Raw genomic sequence first — 19,705 nt, forward strand, 5'->3', positions numbered from 1 at the left:
GGCGCAGCGCAATCCTCACGCGAGCGGCTTTCCCAACCAGACCGTCGCGTTCGGATTGTCGTTGTAGGCCTCGATCGGGCTGTAGCCGGCGGCGGCGTACAGCCGCGCCGCCGGTTCGAGGGTGTGATGAGTGTCGAGAACGACCTCGGCCGCGCCGAAGGCGGCCGCACGGTGCTCGAGGTCGGCCAGCAGCATCCCTCCCCACCCCCGCCCGCGGGTCGCGGGCGCGAGGTACAGGTGCTTGACCTCGAAGCGCGCGCCGAGGGGCCCGGGGTCGATCGCTCGGACACCGCCGCAGCCGACGGCGGTGCCGGCGTCGTCCGTGACGACCACGAACACACCGCGCGGCGGCTCGAACACCTCCGGCGCCGGGAACACGGTGGTGTAGGTGTTGCCGGGGAACGTGTCGGCCCGCGTGCGGAAATAGTCGGTCAGGAGGGACCGGGCGACGGGGTCGTCGACGGACGTCGCGGTGAGATCGACCATCCTCCGAGCCTACGACCGGCGCACCTAGGCTTGAGTCATGACAACGCGCGTGGCCATCGTGGGGCACACCGGCAGACTCGGCTCCATCATCGAAGCGGTCGTCCAGGATGAACCCGACGTCGAGATCGTCGGCCGACTGACCTCACGCTCCGATCTCGCCGAGCTCGACGGCGCCGACCTGGTCGTCGACGCCTCGACGCCTGCCGTGTCGATCGACGTGGTGCGGGCCGCCGTCGAGCGCGGCATGAATGTGCTCGTCGGGACGTCGGGCTGGTCGGCGGAGCGCATCGCGCTCATCCGACCGCTGGTCGATCAGGCGGGCACCGGCGCGGTGTTCATCCCCAACTTCTCGCTCGGTTCGGTTCTGGGCTCAGCCCTCGCCGCCGCGGCGGCGCCCTTCTTCCCATCGATCGAGATCGTCGAATCCCACCGCGAGACGAAGGTGGACTCGCCCAGCGGCACAGCCGTCCGGACGGCAGAGCTCATCGCGGCGGCGCGCACCGAGGTGGGTCCCGTGGAATCCCCGCACGTCGACCAGCGCGCCCGCGGGCAGCAGGTTGCGAGTGTCCCCATCCACTCGCTGCGCCGCCCGGGTGTGATCGCACGGCAGGAGGTCATCCTCTCGGGCCCTGGCGAGTCTGTGACGGTCAGCCACGACACCGTCGACCCGGCTGCGGCCTACGCCCCCGGCATCCGCCTGGCTCTTCAGGCCGCACGTGACGCGCGCGGTGTTCTCGTCGGCCTGGACAGCTTCGTCGACATCGGCATCCGGGTGCCACGGCCGCATGCCGCGCACGACGTGGAGGAGCGCGGCGTGCCCGGTCAGGTCGCGCGCGTCACCGGCGCATGACGACGCGGATCGGCGTCGCCGTCATGGCGGTGCTCCTGGCGCTCTACATCGCACTGGTCGCCCAGCGGGCCTGGCTCCTGCTGACGAGCGGGGATCCCGCCGGTATCGCGCTCGGGGTGGCACTCCTCCTGCTGCCGGTGATCGCCGCATGGGCGCTGTGGCGAGAGCTCGCCTTCGGCATCGGTGCCGAGAGGTTGGGCCGGCGCCTCGAGGCCGAGGGGGGGCTTCCGGTCGAGTCCGTGACGGTCAGACCCAGCGGGCGACCGATCCGTGAGGACGGGGAGGCGGTCTTCCCGACCTACCGGGACGCCGTGGAGCAGAACCCGTCGGACTGGCAGGCGTGGTACAGGCTCGGGCTGGCGTACGACGCGGCCGGGGACCGGCGCCGCGCACGGCAGGCCGTCCGTGAGGCGATCCGCCGCGAGCGTCAGGGTCGCACGGGGGGCTGACTGGCCGATCCTGCCGTCGCCGTCATCGCCGACGGGTCATGGCGCGGTGGAGACGGCGGCGTCGATCGCCTGCTCGACGGTGGGATGACGGAAGACGTAGCCCGCCCGCTGAAGGACCTCGGGGACGATGTCCTGGTCGTTGGTGAGGAGCGCCTCGGTGGCGTCCTTGCCCAGGAGCAGCTTCAGACCCCATTCGGGCGCGCGCAGGACGAAGGGACGGTGAAGGCGCCGGGCGAGGGCGAATCCGATGTCGTTGGCCGTGGCACGTGAGGGCCCGGCGAGGTTCACGGGGCCGTCGACGTCGGCGGTGAGGAGGAAGCGGATCGCCTCGATCTCGTCCTCCAGCGAGATCCAGGGCCACACCTGGGTGCCTCGTCCGATCGGACCGCTCAGGCCGAGCTTGGTCAGGGGAATGAGCGGCTTCAGGAACGCCCGGCGATCGACGATCGCGGTGGTGCGCAGCAGCACCAGCCGGGTGTGCTCCCCGGCCGAGCGGGCAGCCCCCTCCCATTCGCCGCAGATGTCGGCCAGGAAGCTCTCGCCGCGGGCGGTGGCCTCGGTGATGCGCTCGCCGGGACGGCTTCCGTAATAGCCCGACGCCGACGCGGAGAGGAAGGCCGGGGCGCCGTCGCCGAGCTCGCGCAGAGCGCGCGCGAGGGCGCGAGTGGGCGTGACCCGTGACCACAGCAGGGTGCTCCGGTACGACGAGGTCCACGGAAATCGGGCGATGCTCGCTCCATTCAGACCCACCACCGCGTCGGCCCCCTCGAGCACGCCCGGATCGAGGGCAGCGGGAGAGGTGAGCCACTCCACCTCGTCGGGACCCGTCGGGGTGCGCCGGACGAGATGGGTCACCCGAACCCCCTCGGCGCGCAGGCGCTCGGTGAGCGCGCGTCCGATGAGGCCGGATGCGCCGGAGATGACGACGTGGCGCGGGGCGGCGGCGTGCGCACCGCCGCCCGCGCCGGCGTCACCGGTCTCAGGCAAGCGTGGCCTCGAGGGTGATCTCGATGCCGGCGAGCGCCTGCGAGACCGGGCAGCCGACCTTGGCCTCCTGGGCGATGCGCTCGAAGTCCTCGGCCGAGAGGCCCGGCACCACCGCGTTGACGTTGAGGTGGCTGCCGGTGATGCCCGTGCCGGGCTTGAAGGTCACCGATGCGGTCGTGTCGATCGACTCCGGCGGGGTGCCGTTCTCGCCCAGGGCGTGCGAGAGCGCCATGCTGAAACACGACGAGTGCGCGGCGGCGATGAGCTCCTCGGGCGTCGTGGTCGACGTCGAGCCCTCGCTGCGGGCGCGCCAGTTGACGTCGAACGTGCCGGTGTTCGATGACACGAGGGTCACCGCCCCCGATCCGTCGGCGAGTCCGCCCTTCCAGGCGGTGCTGGCTTCGCTCGTGATGGTCATGGGAACCTCCTCGGTCGACGATCGGGACCCCTGGTCCCGCGGTCAGCCTAACGGCGGGCCGCGGGGTGGGCGACCGGTTGCGCGAGGTTTCTTACGTGTGCGAGCGGCTCGCGCGGGCCGCCGCTCAGGCGGTGCGTCGGCGCCCGATCAGGCCGCCGCGCTGGAGCAGCAGATACAGCTGGCAGCCCAGGCACAGCCCGAACACGGCGTTGAGGAACGCGGCGACGAATGCCATGGCCACGGCGACCGGGAGGGCCCACGGCACTCCGGCCAGGTGCAGGAGAATGCCGACGCCTGTGACGAGAAGGCCGACACCCTGCGCGAACCGAGGCGGACGCGGATCCTCACGCTCCCGTACCGGAGAGAGGCGCGGTGCGACCAGTCGGCGGAACAGGACGCCCCACGGTGCGGTCGCGGGGGAGAGGACCCCCCACAGGAAGAGCAGCGCGATGACCGTGGTGAGGAGGAAGCCCGGGTCGACGAACCGTGCGGGGGAGCCCACCGCGTCGACGTTCAGGAGGGTCAGGAGGAAGGCGACAGCCAGCAGCCCGGCGGTGATGCCTGCGGCGAACCGCGGAGCGCGGACGTCGATGCCCCCGGGGGCGGAGGTCTCAGACATCGGCGGTCTCCTCCGTGCGAGACCGGCCACCGGCACCCTCGGCCAAACGGGCCAGCTCGAGGTCGAGCACGTCTCGGCTCGGGACTCCGCCGATGCGGGACTGGATCGCGCCGTGCCGATCGAGGATCAGGGTGGTCGGGGTCTGCAGCACGTGGAAGTGCTGCGCGATGTCGGGACGGTGGGTCAGGTCCACGTCCAGGTGCCGGACGCCGTCGTGGCGATCGGCGACCTCGGCCAGCATCCGGTGCACATTCGGGCACCGCGCGCACATCTCGGTGCTGAACTGCAGCAGTGTCGCCTGCTCGCCCAGGCCGTCCGCGCCCAGGCGCAGCGGGTCGATGATCTCGTGTGCGACGTGGTGCCGAGGACGACCCTCTCGCCAGCGCACGAGGAGGCCGACGCCGATGGTCAGGGCGAGGAGCGCCGTGAGGGTGAGCACCGCGGGAAGAAGATCCACAGCAGTCCAGGCTAATCGACCTGCGGTCGGCCGGGGTTCGAGTGCCGACATATGACGCGGCGATAGGGTTTCCCCGTGACCGATGCCGAAGCCAGCCCCGAGATCGCGTTCCGCAGCGATGTGACCGTCGAGCTCGTCCGATCCAGCGCCTCCGATGCCGATGTGCTCTTCGCCGCGCGCGTGTCGACGCAGGGCGAGCAGACCCTCGACGCCGCCGCGGCCGGAACCGAGGCCACGGCGAGAGATAAAGGCCTCATCAACTACCTCATGCGCGATCGACACGGGTCGCCCTTCGAGCACAACTCGATGACGTTCTACGTTCAGGCGCCGATCTTCGTCTTCCGCGAATTCATGCGGCATCGCATCGCCTCGTACAACGAGGAGTCCGGCAGGTACCGGGAGCTGCGGCCGGTCTTCTACGTCCCGGCGGCGGACCGCAACCTGGTGCAGGTCGGAAAGCCCGGAGCCTACGAGTTCCTCCCCGGCACGCCCGAGCAGCACGCGGTCGTCGACGAGGGGGTGCGACGCGTCGCCACCGACGCGTTCGAGACCTACCAGCGGATGCTGGCGGCGGGCGTCGCGCGAGAGGTGGCCCGTATCGTGCTGCCGCTGAACATCTACTCCTCGATGTACGTCACCATGAATGCGCGGTCGCTGATGAACTTCCTGTCTCTGCGCACCAAGGCCGAGGGGAGCCACTTCCCCTCCTTCCCGCAGCGCGAGATCGAGATGTGCGCCGAGAAGATGGAGGCCTTCTGGGCCGAGCTCATGCCCCTCACCCACGCGGCCTTCACCGCGGGTGGTCGGGTGGCCCCCTGAGATGGCGCGGACCGCTCTGATCACGGGCGCGAGCTCCGGGCTCGGCGCCGAGTACGCCCGGCAGCTCGCCTCCCGCGGGATGGACCTCGTGCTGGTCGCCCGCGATGCAGCCGCGTTGGAGCGGATCGCGGTCGAGGCGCGCTCCTCGGGCGTGCACGTGGAGGTGGTCGCTGCAGACCTCCTCGACGCCGACGATCGGAAACGCGTCGAGGTGCGGGCGGCCGATCCGCGGCATCCGATCGATCTTCTCGTCAACAACGCCGGGTTCGGTCTGCCGCTCGCCTTCGAGCGGAACGACCCCGACGATGAGGCTCGCCATCTGATCCTCCACGTCGAGGTGGCGATGCGACTGATGCGCGCGGTGCTCCCCGGCATGCTGGAGCGGGGAAGCGGGCGCATCGTGAATATCGCCTCGGTGGCGGGCTTCGTGCCGCGCGGCACCTACGGCGCGGCGAAGGGGTGGCTGATCAGCTTCAGCCGCTGGGCGAACGTGGCCTACCGCGACCGCGGCGTCACCGTCACGGCGGTGTGCCCGGGCTTCGTCCACACCAACTTCCACGAGCGGATGGGCCTGCCGCCGGGCGAGGAGGGCGTACCCGGCGTGCTGTGGCTGCACGCGCCCGCCGTCGTCAGGGAATCGCTGCGCGACGTCGCCCGAGGGCGGGCGGTCTCGGTCCCGTCGCTGCGGTACAAAGCGCTCGTCGCGCTGTCGCGGGTGGTCCCCGACGGACTGGTCGCTGCGGCGGCGTCCCGCGGCCGCTGACCTCGCCGCTTCGCGCTCCCGCCCTCCGCCTGTCACATCTCGCCCAGGCCGCCCCCCGATCGCGACGGGCGAACACACCGGTATCCGGTTCGGCTGACCTGATGTGCGGGTCGCCGCCGCGCATCGCGACGGGCGAAGCGCAGCTCCCGCGCCCGCGGCCGCTGATTCCGCGCACCCGCGGACGATAGCCTGGAGACATGACGCACACGGGCAACCCCTTCGGACAGGTGCTCGTCGCGCTGGTCACTCCGATGACCGCCGACGGCGAGGTCGACTGGCCCGCCGTGGAGAAGCACATCGACTCGTGCATCGCCGCCGGGGCCGACGGCATCGTCGTCACCGGAACGACGGGCGAGACCAGCACCCTCACCGATGCCGAGAAGATCCGGCTCGTCGAAGTGGGGAAGGATGTCGCGGCGGGCCGCGCCCGCATCATCACCGGCGGCGGCTCCAACGAGACGGCGCACGCGATCGAGCTGTACAAGGCCAGCGAGCGCGCCGGCGCCGACGGGATCATGATCGTCACGCCGTACTACAACAAGCCCACCCAGGCGGGGATCCTGACGCACTTCCGGCTCGTCGCCGACGCCACCGACCTCCCGGTCATCCTCTACGACATCCCGGGTCGCACCGGGGTGCCGATCCGCTACGAGACCATCCTGCGTCTGGCGAAGCACCCGAACATCCTCGCGATCAAGGATGCGAAAGGGGACTTCAGCGAGGTCAGCCGCGTGCTGAACCAGACCGACCTGATGTACTTCTCCGGCGACGACGCGAATGTGCTGCCGCACCTGTCGATCGGCGCCACGGGGCTCATCGGGGTCACCGCCAACATCGCCGCTCAGCCGTACCGGGTGATCGTCGACGCGGTCAACAGCGGTGACCTGGGCGCGGCGACGGCGGCGCACAAGAAGCTCGAGCCCCTCGTTCGCGCCGTGATGACGCACGTGCCGGGCACGGTCGCGGCGAAGTACATCCTCCATGGGCTGGGACGCATCTCCAGCCCCCGTGTCCGCCTGCCGCTCGTCGGCCCCGAAGAGTGGGAGGCCGCGCGCATCGAAGACGAGTTGGCTCTGGTCTCCGAGGTGCCCGGCGCCGACTTCTCCAACTTCCGACCCGACCGCAACGCCGCCGCCGGCGGCGCGCTGCCCAAGGTGTCGGGTACCACGCGATAACCCCCGCGCGGCTCTCGACGAGCCCGCGACCGCCGCGCACCGCGCGGCAGGAAGGCGAGAGATGCCCACCACCCCCTTCGATCCCCCCGCCCTGTCCGCAGGCACCCTCCGCGTCACGCCTCTGGGCGGTCTCGGTGAGGTCGGCAGGAACATGACCGTCTTCGAATTCGACGGCAAGCTCCTCGTCGTGGACTGCGGCGTGCTCTTCCCCGAGGAGCACCAGCCGGGAGTCGACCTGATCCTTCCCGACTTCGAGCCGATCCGGCACCGCCTCGACGACATCGTCGGCGTCGTCCTCACCCACGGGCACGAGGACCACATCGGCGCCGTGCCCTACCTGCTGCGGCTGAAGAGCGACATCCCCCTGATCGGGTCGTCGCTGACTCTCGCGCTCGTCGAGGCGAAGCTCAAGGAACACCGCATCAAGCCCTACAGCCTGACGGTGGCCGAGGGACGTGAAGAGAAGGTGGGCCCCTTCGATCTGGAGTTCGTCGCGGTCAACCACTCGATCCCCGATGCGCTCGCCGTGGCCATCCGCACTCCCGCCGGAACGGTCCTGGCCACCGGCGACTTCAAGATGGACCAGCTGCCTCTCGACGGTCGCCTCACCGACCTCCGCGCCTTCGCGCGACTGGGGGAGGAGGGCGTGGACCTGTTCCTGGTCGACTCCACCAATGCGGATGTCCCGGGCTTCACGCCACTGGAGCGCTCGATCGGTCCCGTGCTCGACCAGGTCATCGCCCGGGCTCCTCGGCGGGTGATCGTGGCGAGCTTCTCCAGCCACGTCCACCGCGTTCAGCAGGTGCTCGATGCCGCGGCGGCGCACGGCCGACGGGTGGCCCTCCTCGGGCGCAGCATGCTGCGCAACATGACGATCGCGTCCGACCTCGGCTATCTGCACGTGCCGGAGGGTGTGCTGATCGACTACAAGAAGGCCCGCGATCTCCCCGACGACAAGATCGTCTACATGTCGACCGGGTCGCAGGGCGAGCCCATGGCGGTCCTCAGCCGAATGGCGAACCTCGACCACGAGATCGAGCCCGGGGAGGGCGACACCGTGATCCTCGCCTCGAGCCTCATCCCCGGCAACGAGAACGCCGTCTACCGCGTGATCGACGGGCTCACCAAGCTCGGTGCGAACGTGGTGCACAAGGGCAACGCCCAGGTGCACGTGTCGGGTCACGCCGCCGCCGGGGAACTGCTGTACTGCTACAACATCCTCAAGCCGCGCAATGTGCTGCCCGTGCACGGCGAATACCGCCACCTGATGGCCAACGCCCGGCTCGCCCAAGACACCGGCATCGCGCCGGAGCGGACGATCATCGGTGAGAACGGCACCGTCGTCGACCTCCGCGACGGCGTCGCCGACGTCGTCGGGCAGCTGGATCTCGGCTTCGTCTACGTGGACGGTTCGACCGTCGGAGAGATCACCGAGGCCGACCTCAAGGATCGTCGGATCCTCGGTGAGGAGGGGTTCATCTCGGTCATCATCGTCGTCGACGCCGCGACCGGGAAGATCATCAGCGGGCCCGAGATCCACGCGCGCGGATTCGCCGAGGACGACAAGGTCTTCGAAGGGGTCAAGCCGAAGATCGCCGCAGCCCTGACCGAGGCGGCGCAGTCGGGCGTGCGCGACAGCCACGCGCTCTCCCAGGTCGTGCGCCGGACCATCGGACGGTGGGTGAACCAGTCGCTGCGTCGGCGGCCGATGATCGTGCCGCTGGTCATCGAGGCCTGACCGCGAGCACGTCTCCCCACCCGCGCCTTACAATCGCCGCATGCCCGCCGCCTCCCGCCTTCGTCCGGCCGTGCAGGCCGACGGCGGGTTCCTCGCCGACATGGTCGTGGAGGCGGCGAACTGGCGTCAGGGAGGAGCCCGGCCCCGGCACCAGATCCTGGCCAGTGACGAGTACAGCAGGTATGTGGCCGGATGGATGCGACCGGGTGACGAGGGTTTCGTCGCGCTCACCGAGCACGACGAGGCCATCGGTGCCGCCTGGTACCGGGTGTTCCCGCGCAGCGATCCGGGTTTCGGCTACGTGGGAACCGGTGTCCCCGAATTGATCATCGGCGTGAAGCCGATGTGGCGGGCGCGGGGTGTCGGGCGGGAGCTGCTTCGTCAGCTGGCCGACCAGGCTCGCAGCAGGGGCCTGTCGAGACTCAGTCTGAGCGTCGAACGCGGCAACTACGCTACGACGCTGTACCGATCCGAGGGATTCGCCGTGACCCAGTCGGGGATGGGGCGCGACACGATGGTCAAGCGCCTGCGCTGAGCTGCGGCCCGCTGCCGAACGTCCCCCTTCGGGGGGTCGCTCCGGGCGAAGGCGGGTTCCGGCGCCTACGCTCGAACCATGGCCAGGAGTACCAGCCCGACCAAGAGCGGTCGAGCGCCCTCGAAGGGCGCCCCGACGCGCGCTCGCAAAGCCGCGCCCGCTCCGAAGGCCTACGTCGACGACGCCGAACGTCCCCCCGTGGTCGTGCGTGCGTGGCTCGGTCTCGCCCATGGGGTGGGTGGCCTCTTCCGCGCCTTCGGAATCGAGTCGCTCGAGAAGGATCAGCGCCGCGACGGCTTCCCGTTCCTGCTGGTGCTGCTGGCGGTCGCCGGCGCGGTGGTGGAGTGGTTCTTCATCGGGTCCGAGGTCGCCCGCACGATCAGCGCCTACACCGCCGGCGGGCTGATCGGCCGCGAGGCGTTCCTCCTGCCGGTCTTCCTGATCCTGCTGGCCGGATGGCTGTTCCGCCATCCTCCGTCCGTGCATGACAACGGGCGCATCGGTATCGGCTTCGCCCTGTTCGTTCTGACCGTCGCGGGGTTCTGTCACGTGCTGGGCGGCCGCCCCGAACCGCGGCAGGGGCTTCCGGCCCTCAGCGAGGCCGGTGGCGTGCTCGGCTGGATGGTGGGCGAGCCTCTTGCGCTGCTGCTGACCGACGTCGGCGGATGCATCGCGCTCGGCCTCCTCGCGATCCTCAGCATCCTCATCCTCACCAAGACTCCGCCGAACCGGATCGGCCGCCGGCTGGGAGAGCTCTACGCCTGGATGTTCGGTGCCGAACCTGCGCCGGAGCGCGCGCCAGGGGCATCCGGGGCCGACGGCGACGGTGACGGTGACGGCGACGAGCGCACCGATTCGCTGCCGTGGTGGCGTCGCAATCGCACCGGTCGAGAGAAGGACGTCGGGAGCGATCTGTCCTCGGACGACCTGACCGCCCTCCTGACCCCGGGTGCCGCCGAAGGCGGGTTCGAGCAGGCGATCACGCCCGTCGCGCCCGCAACCGATGCCGTCACCGAGATCATCCCCGCCCGTCCGCCTCTTCCGGCCGCGCCCCGTGGTGGTGAGTCGACAGCCTTGCGCGACGACACCGCTCCGGACGATCCCGGCGACGATCTTCCCGGGCTCTCCGGCCTCGGGACGGAGGGTGGGCTCACCTCGTCCGATGCCCCCTACCGGCTCCCGTCCGTCGCCGCGCTCGCTGCCGGCACACCGCACCGCGAACGCTCCGCCGCCAACGACGCCGTCGTCGCGGCGATCACCGGCGTCCTCGATCAGTTCCAGGTCGACGCGCGCGTCACCGGCTTCTCGCGTGGCCCGACGGTCACCCAGTACGAGATCGCGCTGGGCCCGGGGGTCAAGGTCGAGCGCATCACCGCCCTCACGAACAACATCGCCTACGCCGTGGCCTCGAACGAGGTGCGCATCCTCGCGCCGATCCCCGGCAAGAGCGCGATCGGCGTGGAGATCCCCAACACCGACCGGGAGATCGTCACCCTCGGCGACGTCCTCCGATCGGGCGCGGCCACCCAGTCGACCCACCCCATGACCATCGGTGTCGGCAAGGATGTCGGTGGCGGCTACGTCGTGGCGAACCTCGCGAAGATGCCCCACCTGCTGGTGGCCGGTTCCACCGGGTCGGGCAAGTCGAGCTTCGTCAACTCGATGATCACGAGCCTGCTCATGCGCGCCAAACCGGCCGATGTCCGCATGGTCCTGATCGATCCCAAGCGCGTCGAGCTGACCTCCTATGCAGGCGTCCCGCACCTGATCACGCCCATCATCACCAACCCCAAGAAGGCCGCCGAGGCGCTGCAGTGGGTGGTGAAGGAGATGGACATGCGGTACGACGACCTCGCGTCGTTCGGGTTCCGCCACATCGACGACTTCAACCGTGCCGTCCGAGCCGGGGAGGTGCAGCTGCCGGCCGGCAGCGAGCGCGTCCTCAAGCCCTACCCCTACCTGCTCGTCGTCGTCGATGAGCTCGCAGATCTCATGATGGTCGCGCCCCGCGACGTCGAGGATTCGATCGTGCGCATCACCCAGCTGGCGCGTGCCAGCGGTATCCACCTGGTGCTGGCGACCCAGCGCCCCTCGGTGGATGTCGTGACGGGTCTGATCAAGGCCAATGTGCCCTCACGGCTCGCGTTCGCCGTCACGAGCGTCACCGATTCCCGCGTCATCCTCGACCAGCCCGGTGCCGACCGGCTCATCGGGCAGGGAGACGGACTGTTCCTGCCGATGGGCACTTCGAAGGCCATCCGCGTGCAGGGCGCGTGGGTCAGCGAGGCCGAGATCGAGAAGGTCGTCAAGCACGTCACCCAGCAGGCGCGTCCGGAGTATCGACCGGATGTCGCCGCGGCGGCGGAGAAGAAGGAGATCGACGCCGACATCGGCGATGACCTCGAGCTCCTGCTGGCCGCTGCGGAGCTCGTGGTCTCGACGCAGTTCGGCTCGACCTCGATGCTGCAGCGGAAGCTCCGCGTCGGTTTCGCCAAGGCGGGGCGGTTGATGGACCTGCTCGAGTCGCGTGAGATCGTCGGTCCGTCCGAGGGGTCGAAGGCCCGCGACGTCCTCGTCACCGCCGAACAGCTGCCCGGGGTCCTCGCGAGGCTGCGCGGGGAGGACGTGCCCGACGATGACGTCGATCCCGTCGACGCCCAGTTCGAAGGTCTTCCCGTGGTCGACGCCGACGCCGGTGAAGATGCGTGGGATCTGACGGGGCGCGACTGATGGCCGTGCCGAGGCAGCTGCCGAACATCATCACCGTCGTGCGGATCCTCGTCGCACCCGTCTTCCTCGCGATGCTTCTCATCGACGACGGTGCAGACGGGGCGCTGCGGTGGTGGGCGGCGGCGCTGTTCATCGTCGCGATCGCCACCGACGGCGTCGACGGGTGGATCGCGCGGCGCCACGACATCGTCACCGACCTCGGCAAGCTCCTCGATCCCATCGCGGACAAGGTGCTCACCGGGTTCGCCTTCATCGGCCTGTCGATCCTCGGCGAGCTGCCGTGGTGGATCACCATCGTCGTGCTGATCCGCGAAATCGGCATCACGGTGTACCGGTTCATGGTCGTCAGCGACCACGTTCTCGCCGCAGCATGGATGGGCAAGCTCAAGACCGTCGCGCAGTCGGTGGCATTGTCGCTGGCCCTGCTGCCCCTCGCGCCGCTCGTGGGGGAGTGGATCTGGTCGGTGAACGGCGTGACGATGACGATCGCCGTCATCCTCACCATCGCCAGCGGCATCGACTACGTCATCAGCGAGGTGCGCGGCGCGCGCCGCGCCCGGGGGGGCTCATGACCGGCCGGGACCTCGACCTCCCCGACGGTCGCGACGGAGGGGAGGGGGATGCGGCGGCATCCGCTCTCTTGCACGCGCTCGCGCGCCGCGGGTGGACCATCGCCGTCGCCGAGTCCCTGACCGGGGGACTGCTCGTCGCCGCGCTGGTCTCGGTACCGGGGGCGTCCTCGCTCGTGCGCGGGGGAGTGACCGCGTACGCCACGGATCTGAAGCATCATCTGCTCGGCGTCGACGACTCCCTCCTCGACGCCCGGGGGGCGGTGGATCCCGAAGTCGCGCTGCAGATGGCCGGCGGGGTGCGAGACCGGCTGGGGGCGGATGTCGGAGTCTCGACGACCGGCGTCGCCGGGCCGGACCCGCAGGACGGCCAGCCGGTGGGTACCGTTTTCGTCGGCATCCGCACCCCGGAAACATCGGTGGTGGTGCCTCTCGAACTGCAGGGGACACGGGCCGAGATCCGCGCGGAGACGGTTCGCCGGGCACTGGACGAGGTGCGGGCACGGACGTGATCGACGGATCGGGAACATGTCGTGTTTCCGCTCGGTTACATTCGGTGATTCCCACCCATCACCCAGCGCACGGGATTAGTGTGACTGCATCGGTGTTGTACCGTTGTCCACCCGGACAGCGGCGGAATCAACGGTAAGGAGGGGACCCACATGATCCTGGTACGTCACGAGATCGGCGAAGTCCTGCGTGACCTCCGCCAGCAGAAGGGCCGCACCCTCCGCCAGGTCGCCAGTCGTGCAAGCGTCGCCCTCGGATACCTAAGCGAGGTCGAGCGCGGCCAGAAGGAGGCCTCGAGCGAGATCCTCGCGTCGGTCGCCGAAGCGCTGGACGTCCCGATCTCCACGATCATGCGCGAAGTAGGCGATCGCATCGCCGTCCTCGAGGGCCTGCAGACCTTCCCCGACGTCGTGCCCGACGACCTGGTCGCGTCCGTGGACGCCGAGCTTTCGCTGCGCTGACGCGCAATCATCCATGCGTCGCAGCGAGTTCCAGCGCGCCGTCGAAGCAGAGTTCGGACCTCGAGGCCCTTCGCTGACAGCCGACCTCGTGCTGTCCGATCTCGGCGACCGCACCGCCGCCGAGGCTCTCGAAGCCGGGACGGCGCCCCGCGACGTGTGGCGCGCCCTCTGCGCAGCGGCCGACGTGCCTCCCGAGCGCTGGTACGGCGTGGGACGGCTGGAGCCGCGGCGCGGCTGAGCCCCGCGGCGTGTCGTCGAAGATGCGTTCGAGATCGGCGTAGGCTCCTGCACAGCAGGTGTCGCACGGTGGTTATCCACGGAATGGTCCGGGTCGACGGTCGATGTCGGAGGCCCCTCGTACCGTGAATCGCGTCGAACGACACCTCCGCCTTGCCGCAGCGTCCGCATCATCCGGTGCAGAGCGCGGCAGCCTACAGGCGACGGAACGCGAGCAGAAGGAGCACGCCATGCCATCACCCGCCGACCGCGAGAAAGCCCTCGAAACGGCTCTCGCTCAGATCGACCGGCAGTTCGGAAAGGGCTCGGTGATGCGCCTCGGCGGTGACGAGCGCGCTCCCGTCGAGGTCATCTCCACCGGCTCCATCGCGTTGGACGTCGCCCTCGGCGTCGGCGGGCTTCCCCGCGGCCGGATCATCGAGATCTACGGTCCGGAATCCTCCGGTAAGACCACGCTCACTCTGCATGCGATCGCGAACGTGCAGCGCTCCGGCGGCATCGCCGCGTTCATCGACGCCGAGCACGCGCTCGACCCCGATTACGCCAAGAAGCTCGGAGTCGACATCGACTCGCTGCTGGTGTCGCAGCCCGACACGGGTGAGCAGGCGCTCGAGATCGCCGACATGCTCGTCCGCTCGGGAGCGATCGACCTCGTGGTCATCGACTCCGTCGCGGCGCTCGTGCCGAAGGCCGAGATCGAGGGTGAGATGGGCGATTCCCACGTCGGTCTCCAAGCACGGCTCATGTCGCAGGCGCTTCGCAAGCTGACCGGTGGGCTCAATCAGACGAACACCACGATGATCTTCATCAACCAGCTGCGCGAGAAGATCGGCGTGTTCTTCGGGTCTCCCGAGACCACCGCCGGTGGAAAGGCGCTGAAGTTCTACGCGTCGGTGCGCCTGGACATCCGTCGTATCGAGACGCTCAAGGACGGTACCGAGGCTGTCGGCAACCGCACGCGGGTCAAAGTCGTCAAGAACAAGATGGCGCCGCCGTTCAAGCAGGCCGAGTTCGACATCCTCTACGGCGTCGGTATCTCGCGAGAGGGAAGCCTCATCGATTTCGGCGTCGAGCACGGGATCGTGAAGAAGTCGGGCGCCTGGTACACGTACGACGGGGAGCAGCTCGGCCAGGGCAAGGAGAACGCCCGGAACTTCCTGCTCAAGAACGACGACATCGCCGCCGACATCGAGACGAAGATCAAGGACAAGCTCGGCATCGGCCAGCCCCGCGGGGCCTCGGCCGCCGACGAGCTCGCGGCGCGTCGCCCGGCCTGATGGTCCGCTTCGTCGAGAGCGGGGGCGAGGGAGACCTCGCCCCCGTCATCCCGCTCTTCACCGGCTCGACGCCCGACGCGCCCCCCGCTCACCCGTCGGGTGGGCGGGCAGCGCGCGGTCCGTCGGCCGGCACGACGATGAGGTCCGGTCGCGTGGAGCGCCCCTCCTCGAGGCGACGTGGCGGGAGCAGTGCGGCGAACGTCGAGAACGGTGCCGACACCGACACCGACACTGAGATCGACACCCGCCCCGTCGACGCGGCGGGGGTGGAAAGGGCGTTGCTGCGGCGGCTCGGCGCCCGGGGCCTTTCCGTCCGTGAGGCGGAAGCCTTCGTCGTCTCACGCGGGCTGAGTCGCGAGGCGGCGGCCGAGCTCGTCGCGGTCTTCTGCGAGCGCGGCTACCTCGACGATGGCCGCCTCGCCGAACAGGTCGTGTGGAGCGGCGTGGCCCGCAAGAGCGAAGGTCGCCGGGCCATCGCCCGCCGTCTGGCGCAGCGAGGGGTGGAGCGCGATGTCGCCGATGCGGCGCTGGCGGAGATGCCCGATGACGACGACGAACGGGCACTGGAGTTCGCCCGGGGCAAGGCTCGGAGTCTGGCCAGGCTCGATCACGACGTGGCTCTGCGACGCCTTGCCGGCCAGCTCGCCCGCCGCGGATTCGGGGGTTCCTCGGCTCTCACCGCGGCGCGTACGGCCCTCCAGGAGGCGCGCGAGCTCGGGTGAGCGTCGGCGCGGAAGATGGCAGCCCAGCAGATTCCGGCTGGGAGAATCCGGGCTCTTAGAATTGCAGGCACCATGTCTACTCCCTCCGCCGCGCCCTCCCTGGTCGCCCCTTCGCCCGCCGCCGTGACTCGAGACGGCAGCGCCCGCACCTACGAGGTGCGCACCTTCGGCTGCCAGATGAACGTGCATGACTCCGAGCGCCTCTCGGGCTCGCTCGAGAGCGCGGGATATCTGCCCGCGCGGCCCGGCGAGGAAGCCGACGTGGTGGTGATCAACACGTGTGCCGTGCGCGACAATGCCGCAGGAAAGCTGTACGGCACGCTCGGGCATCTGAAGTCGCGCAAAGACGCGCGCGAGGGGATGCAGATCGCGGTCGGCGGGTGCCTGGCTCAGATGGACAAGCAGACCGTGCTCGACAAGGCGCCCTGGGTGGACGTCGTCTTCGGCACCCACAACATGGGCTCGCTCCCGCGTCTTCTCGAGCGTGCGCGCCACAACGACGAGGCGGAGCTCGAGATCCTCGAGGCGCTCGACGTGTTCCCGTCGACGCTTCCCACGAAGCGGGACCACATCCACAGCGGCTGGGTCTCGATCTCCGTCGGGTGCAACAACACGTGCACGTTCTGCATCGTCCCCCACCTCCGCGGCAAGGAGAAGGATCGGCGTCCCGGCGACATCCTCAGTGAGATCCGGATGCTGGTCGACGACGGCGCGATCGAGGTCACCCTCCTCGGGCAGAACGTCAACAGCTATGGCGTCGAATTCGGTGACCGGCAGGCCTTCGGCAAACTCCTCCGGGCCGCCGGCGCGATCGACGGCCTCGAGCGCATCCGCTTCACCAGCCCGCATCCCGCAGCCTTCACCGACGATGTCATCGACGCGATGGCCGAGACCCCCGCAGTCATGCCGCAGCTGCACATGCCGTTGCAGTCGGGCAGCGACCGGATCCTCAAGGCGATGCGACGGTCCTACCGCAGCGAGCGGTTCCTCGGCATCCTGGATCGGGTGCGCGCCCGCATCCCGCACGCGGCCATCAGCACCGACATCATCGTCGGCTTCCCCGGCGAAACCGACGAGGATTTCGAAGACACCCTCCGCGTCGTCGAGCAGTCGCGCTTCGCCAGCGCCTTCACCTTCCAGTACTCCATCCGCGAGGGCACCCCGGCCGCGACGATGCCGGATCAGGTTCCCAAGTCGGTCGTCCAGGAGCGTTACGAGCGCCTCGTCGCCCTTCAGGAGCGGATCAGTCTCGAGGAGAACCGAGGGCAGCTCGGTCGCGAGGTCGAGGTTCTGGTCTCCAGCGGCGAGGGCAAGAAGGATGCGGCCACCCACCGGCTGACCGGACGCGCCGAGGACAACCGACTCGTCCACTTCGAGGTTCCGGCCGATTCTCCGCTCCCACGTCCCGGCGATGTGGTGACGGCGATCATCACCCATGCCGCCCCCTTCCACCTCCTCGCCGACGCGCCCGCGGGCGATCGGCTCCGCATCCGGCGCACGCGCGCGGGCGACGCGTGGGACAGGGCTCAGGCCCAATCGTGCGCTGTGCCGACACCGGGTGCCGAAGCAGGAGCACCTCGAGCGGTGTCCCTGGGCCTTCCCACGCTGCGCATCAGCGAGTGAAGACCGCGCCCGACGCCTCCCCGTCAGACCGTGAGGCCGCCGACGGCCCTCGGCTCTGGAGTGTCATCGGTGCGACGGGCACCGGGAAATCGGCGTTCGCGCTCGACCTCGTCGAGGCGCTGCGCGCCGCCGGTCGTGACGCGGAGATCGTCGGAGCGGACGCGATGCAGCTGTACCGGGGGATGGACATCGGAACCGCCAAGATCCCCCAGGGCGAGCGCCGCGGCATCCCCCATCACCTCCTCGACGTGCTCGACGTCACCGACGACGCGGCCGTGGCGTGGTACCAGTCCGCCGCACGCGGCGTCATCGATTCCCTCCATGCCCGGGGCGCGGACGCGGTCCTCGTCGGCGGATCGGGTCTGTACGTCTCGGCGGTCGTGTTCGACTTCCGGTTCCCGCCGCGCGACGAGGCGCTGAGAGACGCCCTCGAGGCCGAGCTCGACCGGGTCGGACCCGCCGCGCTGTACGAGCGACTGCGGCGCGCGGACCCGGCAGCCGCCACCCGGATAGACCCCCGCAACACGCGTCGGATCATCCGGGCCCTCGAGGTGATCGCCCAGGGCGACAGCACGCACGGCGGCGTCCTTCCCGAGACGCAGACCCTGTGGTATCCGCGCACCAGGCTCCTCGGTCTCGAGCGCGACCGTCGTGAACTCGTCGAAACCCTCGATCGCCGGGTCGAGCGGATGTGGGATGAGGGGCTGCTCGACGAGGTGAAAGGTCTTCGCCGCGTCGGTCTCGAGCAGGGCACCACCGCGCCGCGGGCCATCGGCTACGCACAGGCTCTGGCCCAGGTGCGGGGCGAGATCGACCGTGGTGAGGCGATCACGCAGACGCAGGCGCTCACGCGCCGCTACGCCCGGCGGCAGGTGTCGTGGTTCCGACGATACGACGGCGTCACATGGATGGACGGCGCGACGGCGGGGGAGAGTCTGGCAGGCTCGATGGCATGAGCCTGCAGATCCGGTCCTTCGCTCCCGGCGACACCGACGCGGTCGTCCTCCTCTGGCAGACCACCGGTCTCACGCGGCCCTGGAACAACCCGTACCAGGACATCGCCCGCAAGCTCCGGGTCCAGCCCGAGCTCTTCCTCGTCGCCGTGGGTGAGGACGGTCACATCGTCGGGACGGTCATGGCCGGCTACGACGGTCATCGCGGCTGGCTGTACTACCTGGCGAGCGACCCGCACCACCGCGGTCAGGGCATCGCCCGGAGCCTGGTCGAGCGTGCCGAGGAGCTTCTCCTCGAGATGGGGTGCCCGAAGGTGCAGTTGATGGTGAGGCCCGAGAACGGCGTCGCACAGGGCTTCTACGAGGCCCTCGGCTTCGAGCACTTCGACACCTGGGCGACGGGCAAGCGCCTCATCGAAGACTGACCCCGCGCGGACGACCACAGGGCAGACGCATAGGCTGGGTTCATGCCTCACGCGGTGTCGTTCACGAAGGGCCACGGCACGGGAAACGACTTCGTCATCGTCGAAGATCCCGACGGCCGGCTCGAGCTTTCAGATGACCAGGTCGCCGTGCTGTGCGACCGCCGTTTCGGCATCGGGGCTGACGGCATCCTGCGCGTCGTCCGCAGCACATCCCTCCCCGAGGGTGCAGCGACCGTCGATGCGGAATGGTTCATGGACTACCGCAACGCCGACGGCTCGGCGGCGGAGATGTGCGGAAACGGCATCCGCGTGTTCGCCCGCTACCTCGAAGACGCCGGGCTGGCGCGCTTCGACGGCTCCGTCCTCATCGGCACGCGAGCGGGAGTGAAGACGCTCACCCGCAGCGAACTCGGCTACGAGGTCGACCTCGGCGCATGGTCGGTGGAGCCCGAGGAGACCCTTGTTCGCGCGCGCGGACTGGACATCCCGCGGCCGGGGCTCGGCATCGACGTCGGCAATCCGCACGTCGTGGTGGCGCTGCAGTCCGAGAGTGAGCTCGAGCGACTGGATCTCGCCGTTCGCCCGATGCTCCACCCCGACCCGCCGGCCGGCGCGAACATCGAGTTCGTCGTCCCCGCCGACCCGCTCGTGCGCGATGGGGTGGGGGTCATCCGGATGCGGGTAATCGAACGAGGAGTGGGCGAGACCCTCAGCTGCGGCACGGGGGTCGCCGCGGCGGCGCTCGCGGTACGGCACTGGGCGGGCCGAGGTGCACCCGATCGCTGGAGCGTACAGGTGCCCGGCGGCACGCTCGCGGTGCGCGTCGTGGAGGAGCGGGTCCTGCTGTCGGGTCCGGCTGCGCTGGTCTTCACCGGCGAGATCACCCTCGCCTGATCGCGACG

Annotated in this window: 23 protein-coding genes; 18 read left to right on the forward strand and 5 right to left on the reverse strand. The window is 69.8% G+C overall.

All coding sequences use genetic code 11. From position 1 onward, the window contains the following. Positions 1-15: 15 nt before the first annotated feature. Positions 16-486, reverse strand: coding sequence for a GNAT family N-acetyltransferase (locus tag V6S02_RS04020; RefSeq protein WP_336399941.1), 471 nt, complete (start codon positions 484-486; stop codon positions 16-18). Positions 487-523: 37 nt separating this feature from the next. Between V6S02_RS04020 and dapB the strand changes: the two genes are divergently transcribed. Both dapB and V6S02_RS04030 read left to right on the forward strand, forming a co-directional pair. Beyond that, the gene (gene dapB / locus V6S02_RS04025) at positions 524-1,336 is read left to right on the forward strand and encodes a 4-hydroxy-tetrahydrodipicolinate reductase (RefSeq protein ID WP_124292903.1); all 813 of its coding nucleotides are present in this window, start codon (positions 524-526) and stop codon (positions 1,334-1,336) included. Next, positions 1,333-1,785, forward strand: a complete 453-nt coding sequence (locus V6S02_RS04030) for a tetratricopeptide repeat protein (RefSeq protein ID WP_124292904.1) — start codon at positions 1,333-1,335, stop codon at positions 1,783-1,785. Before dapB ends, V6S02_RS04030 begins: the two co-directional genes overlap by 4 nt. 36 nt (positions 1,786-1,821) lie before the next feature. Here V6S02_RS04030 and V6S02_RS04035 read toward each other — a convergent pair whose 3' ends face one another. The 4 genes from V6S02_RS04035 to V6S02_RS04050 all read right to left on the reverse strand — a co-directional run bounded on the left by V6S02_RS04035 (position 1,822) and on the right by V6S02_RS04050 (position 4,266). Beyond that, entirely contained in the window at positions 1,822-2,772 is a 951-nt protein-coding gene (locus V6S02_RS04035; protein ID WP_336399942.1) for a TIGR01777 family oxidoreductase, read from the reverse strand. Further along, positions 2,765-3,190, reverse strand: a complete 426-nt coding sequence (locus V6S02_RS04040; protein ID WP_124292906.1) for an OsmC family peroxiredoxin — start codon at positions 3,188-3,190, stop codon at positions 2,765-2,767. Before V6S02_RS04040 ends, V6S02_RS04035 begins: the two co-directional genes overlap by 8 nt. Positions 3,191-3,314: 124 nt before the next feature. Then, on the reverse strand, positions 3,315-3,809 hold the full coding sequence (locus tag V6S02_RS04045; RefSeq protein ID WP_124292907.1) for a DUF4395 domain-containing protein: 495 nt from the start codon (positions 3,807-3,809) through the stop codon (positions 3,315-3,317). Beyond that, a complete protein-coding gene (locus V6S02_RS04050; protein ID WP_336399944.1) occupies positions 3,802-4,266 on the reverse strand; it encodes a TlpA family protein disulfide reductase in 465 nt (154 codons plus the stop codon). The genes V6S02_RS04045 and V6S02_RS04050 overlap by 8 nt, the downstream gene beginning before the upstream one ends. Positions 4,267-4,341: 75 nt before the next feature. On the opposite strand from V6S02_RS04050, the gene thyX reads away from it, so the two are divergent. The 16 genes from thyX to dapF all read left to right on the forward strand — a co-directional run bounded on the left by thyX (position 4,342) and on the right by dapF (position 19,697). Further along, positions 4,342-5,085 (forward strand): FAD-dependent thymidylate synthase, encoded by a 744-nt coding sequence (gene thyX, locus V6S02_RS04055; RefSeq protein ID WP_124292909.1) that lies wholly within the window; start codon positions 4,342-4,344, stop codon positions 5,083-5,085. 1 nt (position 5,086) lies between these two features. Continuing rightward, positions 5,087-5,848, forward strand: coding sequence for an SDR family NAD(P)-dependent oxidoreductase (locus V6S02_RS04060; RefSeq protein ID WP_336399945.1), 762 nt, complete (start codon positions 5,087-5,089; stop codon positions 5,846-5,848). A gap of 197 nt (positions 5,849-6,045) precedes the next feature. Further along, entirely contained in the window at positions 6,046-7,023 is a 978-nt protein-coding gene (gene dapA, locus V6S02_RS04065) for a 4-hydroxy-tetrahydrodipicolinate synthase (RefSeq protein WP_124292911.1), read from the forward strand. Positions 7,024-7,084: 61 nt separating this feature from the next. Beyond that, positions 7,085-8,761: a ribonuclease J gene (locus V6S02_RS04070; protein WP_124292912.1), complete on the forward strand. Its 1,677-nt coding sequence runs from the start codon at positions 7,085-7,087 to the stop codon at positions 8,759-8,761. Between the two features lie 40 nt (positions 8,762-8,801). Then, complete coding sequence (locus tag V6S02_RS04075) at positions 8,802-9,296, forward strand: GNAT family N-acetyltransferase (RefSeq protein ID WP_336399946.1); 495 nt, start codon at positions 8,802-8,804, stop codon at positions 9,294-9,296. Between the two features lie 78 nt (positions 9,297-9,374). Next, positions 9,375-12,026, forward strand: coding sequence for an FtsK/SpoIIIE family DNA translocase (locus V6S02_RS04080; protein ID WP_336399948.1), 2,652 nt, complete (start codon positions 9,375-9,377; stop codon positions 12,024-12,026). Then, positions 12,026-12,598 (forward strand): CDP-diacylglycerol--glycerol-3-phosphate 3-phosphatidyltransferase, encoded by a 573-nt coding sequence (gene pgsA / locus V6S02_RS04085; RefSeq protein ID WP_336399949.1) that lies wholly within the window; start codon positions 12,026-12,028, stop codon positions 12,596-12,598. Before V6S02_RS04080 ends, pgsA begins: the two co-directional genes overlap by 1 nt. Beyond that, positions 12,595-13,107 (forward strand): CinA family protein, encoded by a 513-nt coding sequence (locus V6S02_RS04090; RefSeq protein WP_336399950.1) that lies wholly within the window; start codon positions 12,595-12,597, stop codon positions 13,105-13,107. The genes pgsA and V6S02_RS04090 overlap by 4 nt, the downstream gene beginning before the upstream one ends. A gap of 150 nt (positions 13,108-13,257) precedes the next feature. After that, complete coding sequence (locus V6S02_RS04095; RefSeq protein WP_124292917.1) at positions 13,258-13,566, forward strand: helix-turn-helix domain-containing protein; 309 nt, start codon at positions 13,258-13,260, stop codon at positions 13,564-13,566. Between the two features lie 13 nt (positions 13,567-13,579). Continuing rightward, positions 13,580-13,804, forward strand: a complete 225-nt coding sequence (locus V6S02_RS04100; RefSeq protein WP_124292918.1) for a DUF3046 domain-containing protein — start codon at positions 13,580-13,582, stop codon at positions 13,802-13,804. Between the two features lie 229 nt (positions 13,805-14,033). Further along, entirely contained in the window at positions 14,034-15,080 is a 1,047-nt protein-coding gene (gene recA, locus V6S02_RS04105; protein WP_336399951.1) for a recombinase RecA, read from the forward strand. Further along, positions 15,080-15,802: a regulatory protein RecX gene (locus V6S02_RS04110; RefSeq protein WP_336399952.1), complete on the forward strand. Its 723-nt coding sequence runs from the start codon at positions 15,080-15,082 to the stop codon at positions 15,800-15,802. The genes recA and V6S02_RS04110 overlap by 1 nt, the downstream gene beginning before the upstream one ends. Positions 15,803-15,874: 72 nt before the next feature. Next, complete coding sequence (gene miaB, locus V6S02_RS04115; protein ID WP_336399953.1) at positions 15,875-17,425, forward strand: tRNA (N6-isopentenyl adenosine(37)-C2)-methylthiotransferase MiaB; 1,551 nt, start codon at positions 15,875-15,877, stop codon at positions 17,423-17,425. Further along, the gene (miaA, locus tag V6S02_RS04120) at positions 17,422-18,381 is read left to right on the forward strand and encodes a tRNA (adenosine(37)-N6)-dimethylallyltransferase MiaA (protein ID WP_336399954.1); all 960 of its coding nucleotides are present in this window, start codon (positions 17,422-17,424) and stop codon (positions 18,379-18,381) included. The genes miaB and miaA overlap by 4 nt, the downstream gene beginning before the upstream one ends. Next, positions 18,378-18,803 carry a GNAT family acetyltransferase gene (locus tag V6S02_RS04125; RefSeq protein WP_124292923.1) on the forward strand — a complete coding sequence of 142 codons (426 nt, stop codon included), beginning with the start codon at positions 18,378-18,380 and terminating at the stop codon, positions 18,801-18,803. The genes miaA and V6S02_RS04125 overlap by 4 nt, the downstream gene beginning before the upstream one ends. A gap of 42 nt (positions 18,804-18,845) precedes the next feature. Further along, positions 18,846-19,697: a diaminopimelate epimerase gene (gene dapF, locus V6S02_RS04130; protein ID WP_336399956.1), complete on the forward strand. Its 852-nt coding sequence runs from the start codon at positions 18,846-18,848 to the stop codon at positions 19,695-19,697. The last annotated feature ends 8 nt before the right edge of the window (positions 19,698-19,705 follow it).

The sequence above is a fragment of the Microbacterium sp. CCNWLW134 genome (assembly GCF_037083565.1).
In the GTDB taxonomy this organism is placed as follows: Bacteria; Actinomycetota; Actinomycetes; order Actinomycetales; family Microbacteriaceae; genus Microbacterium.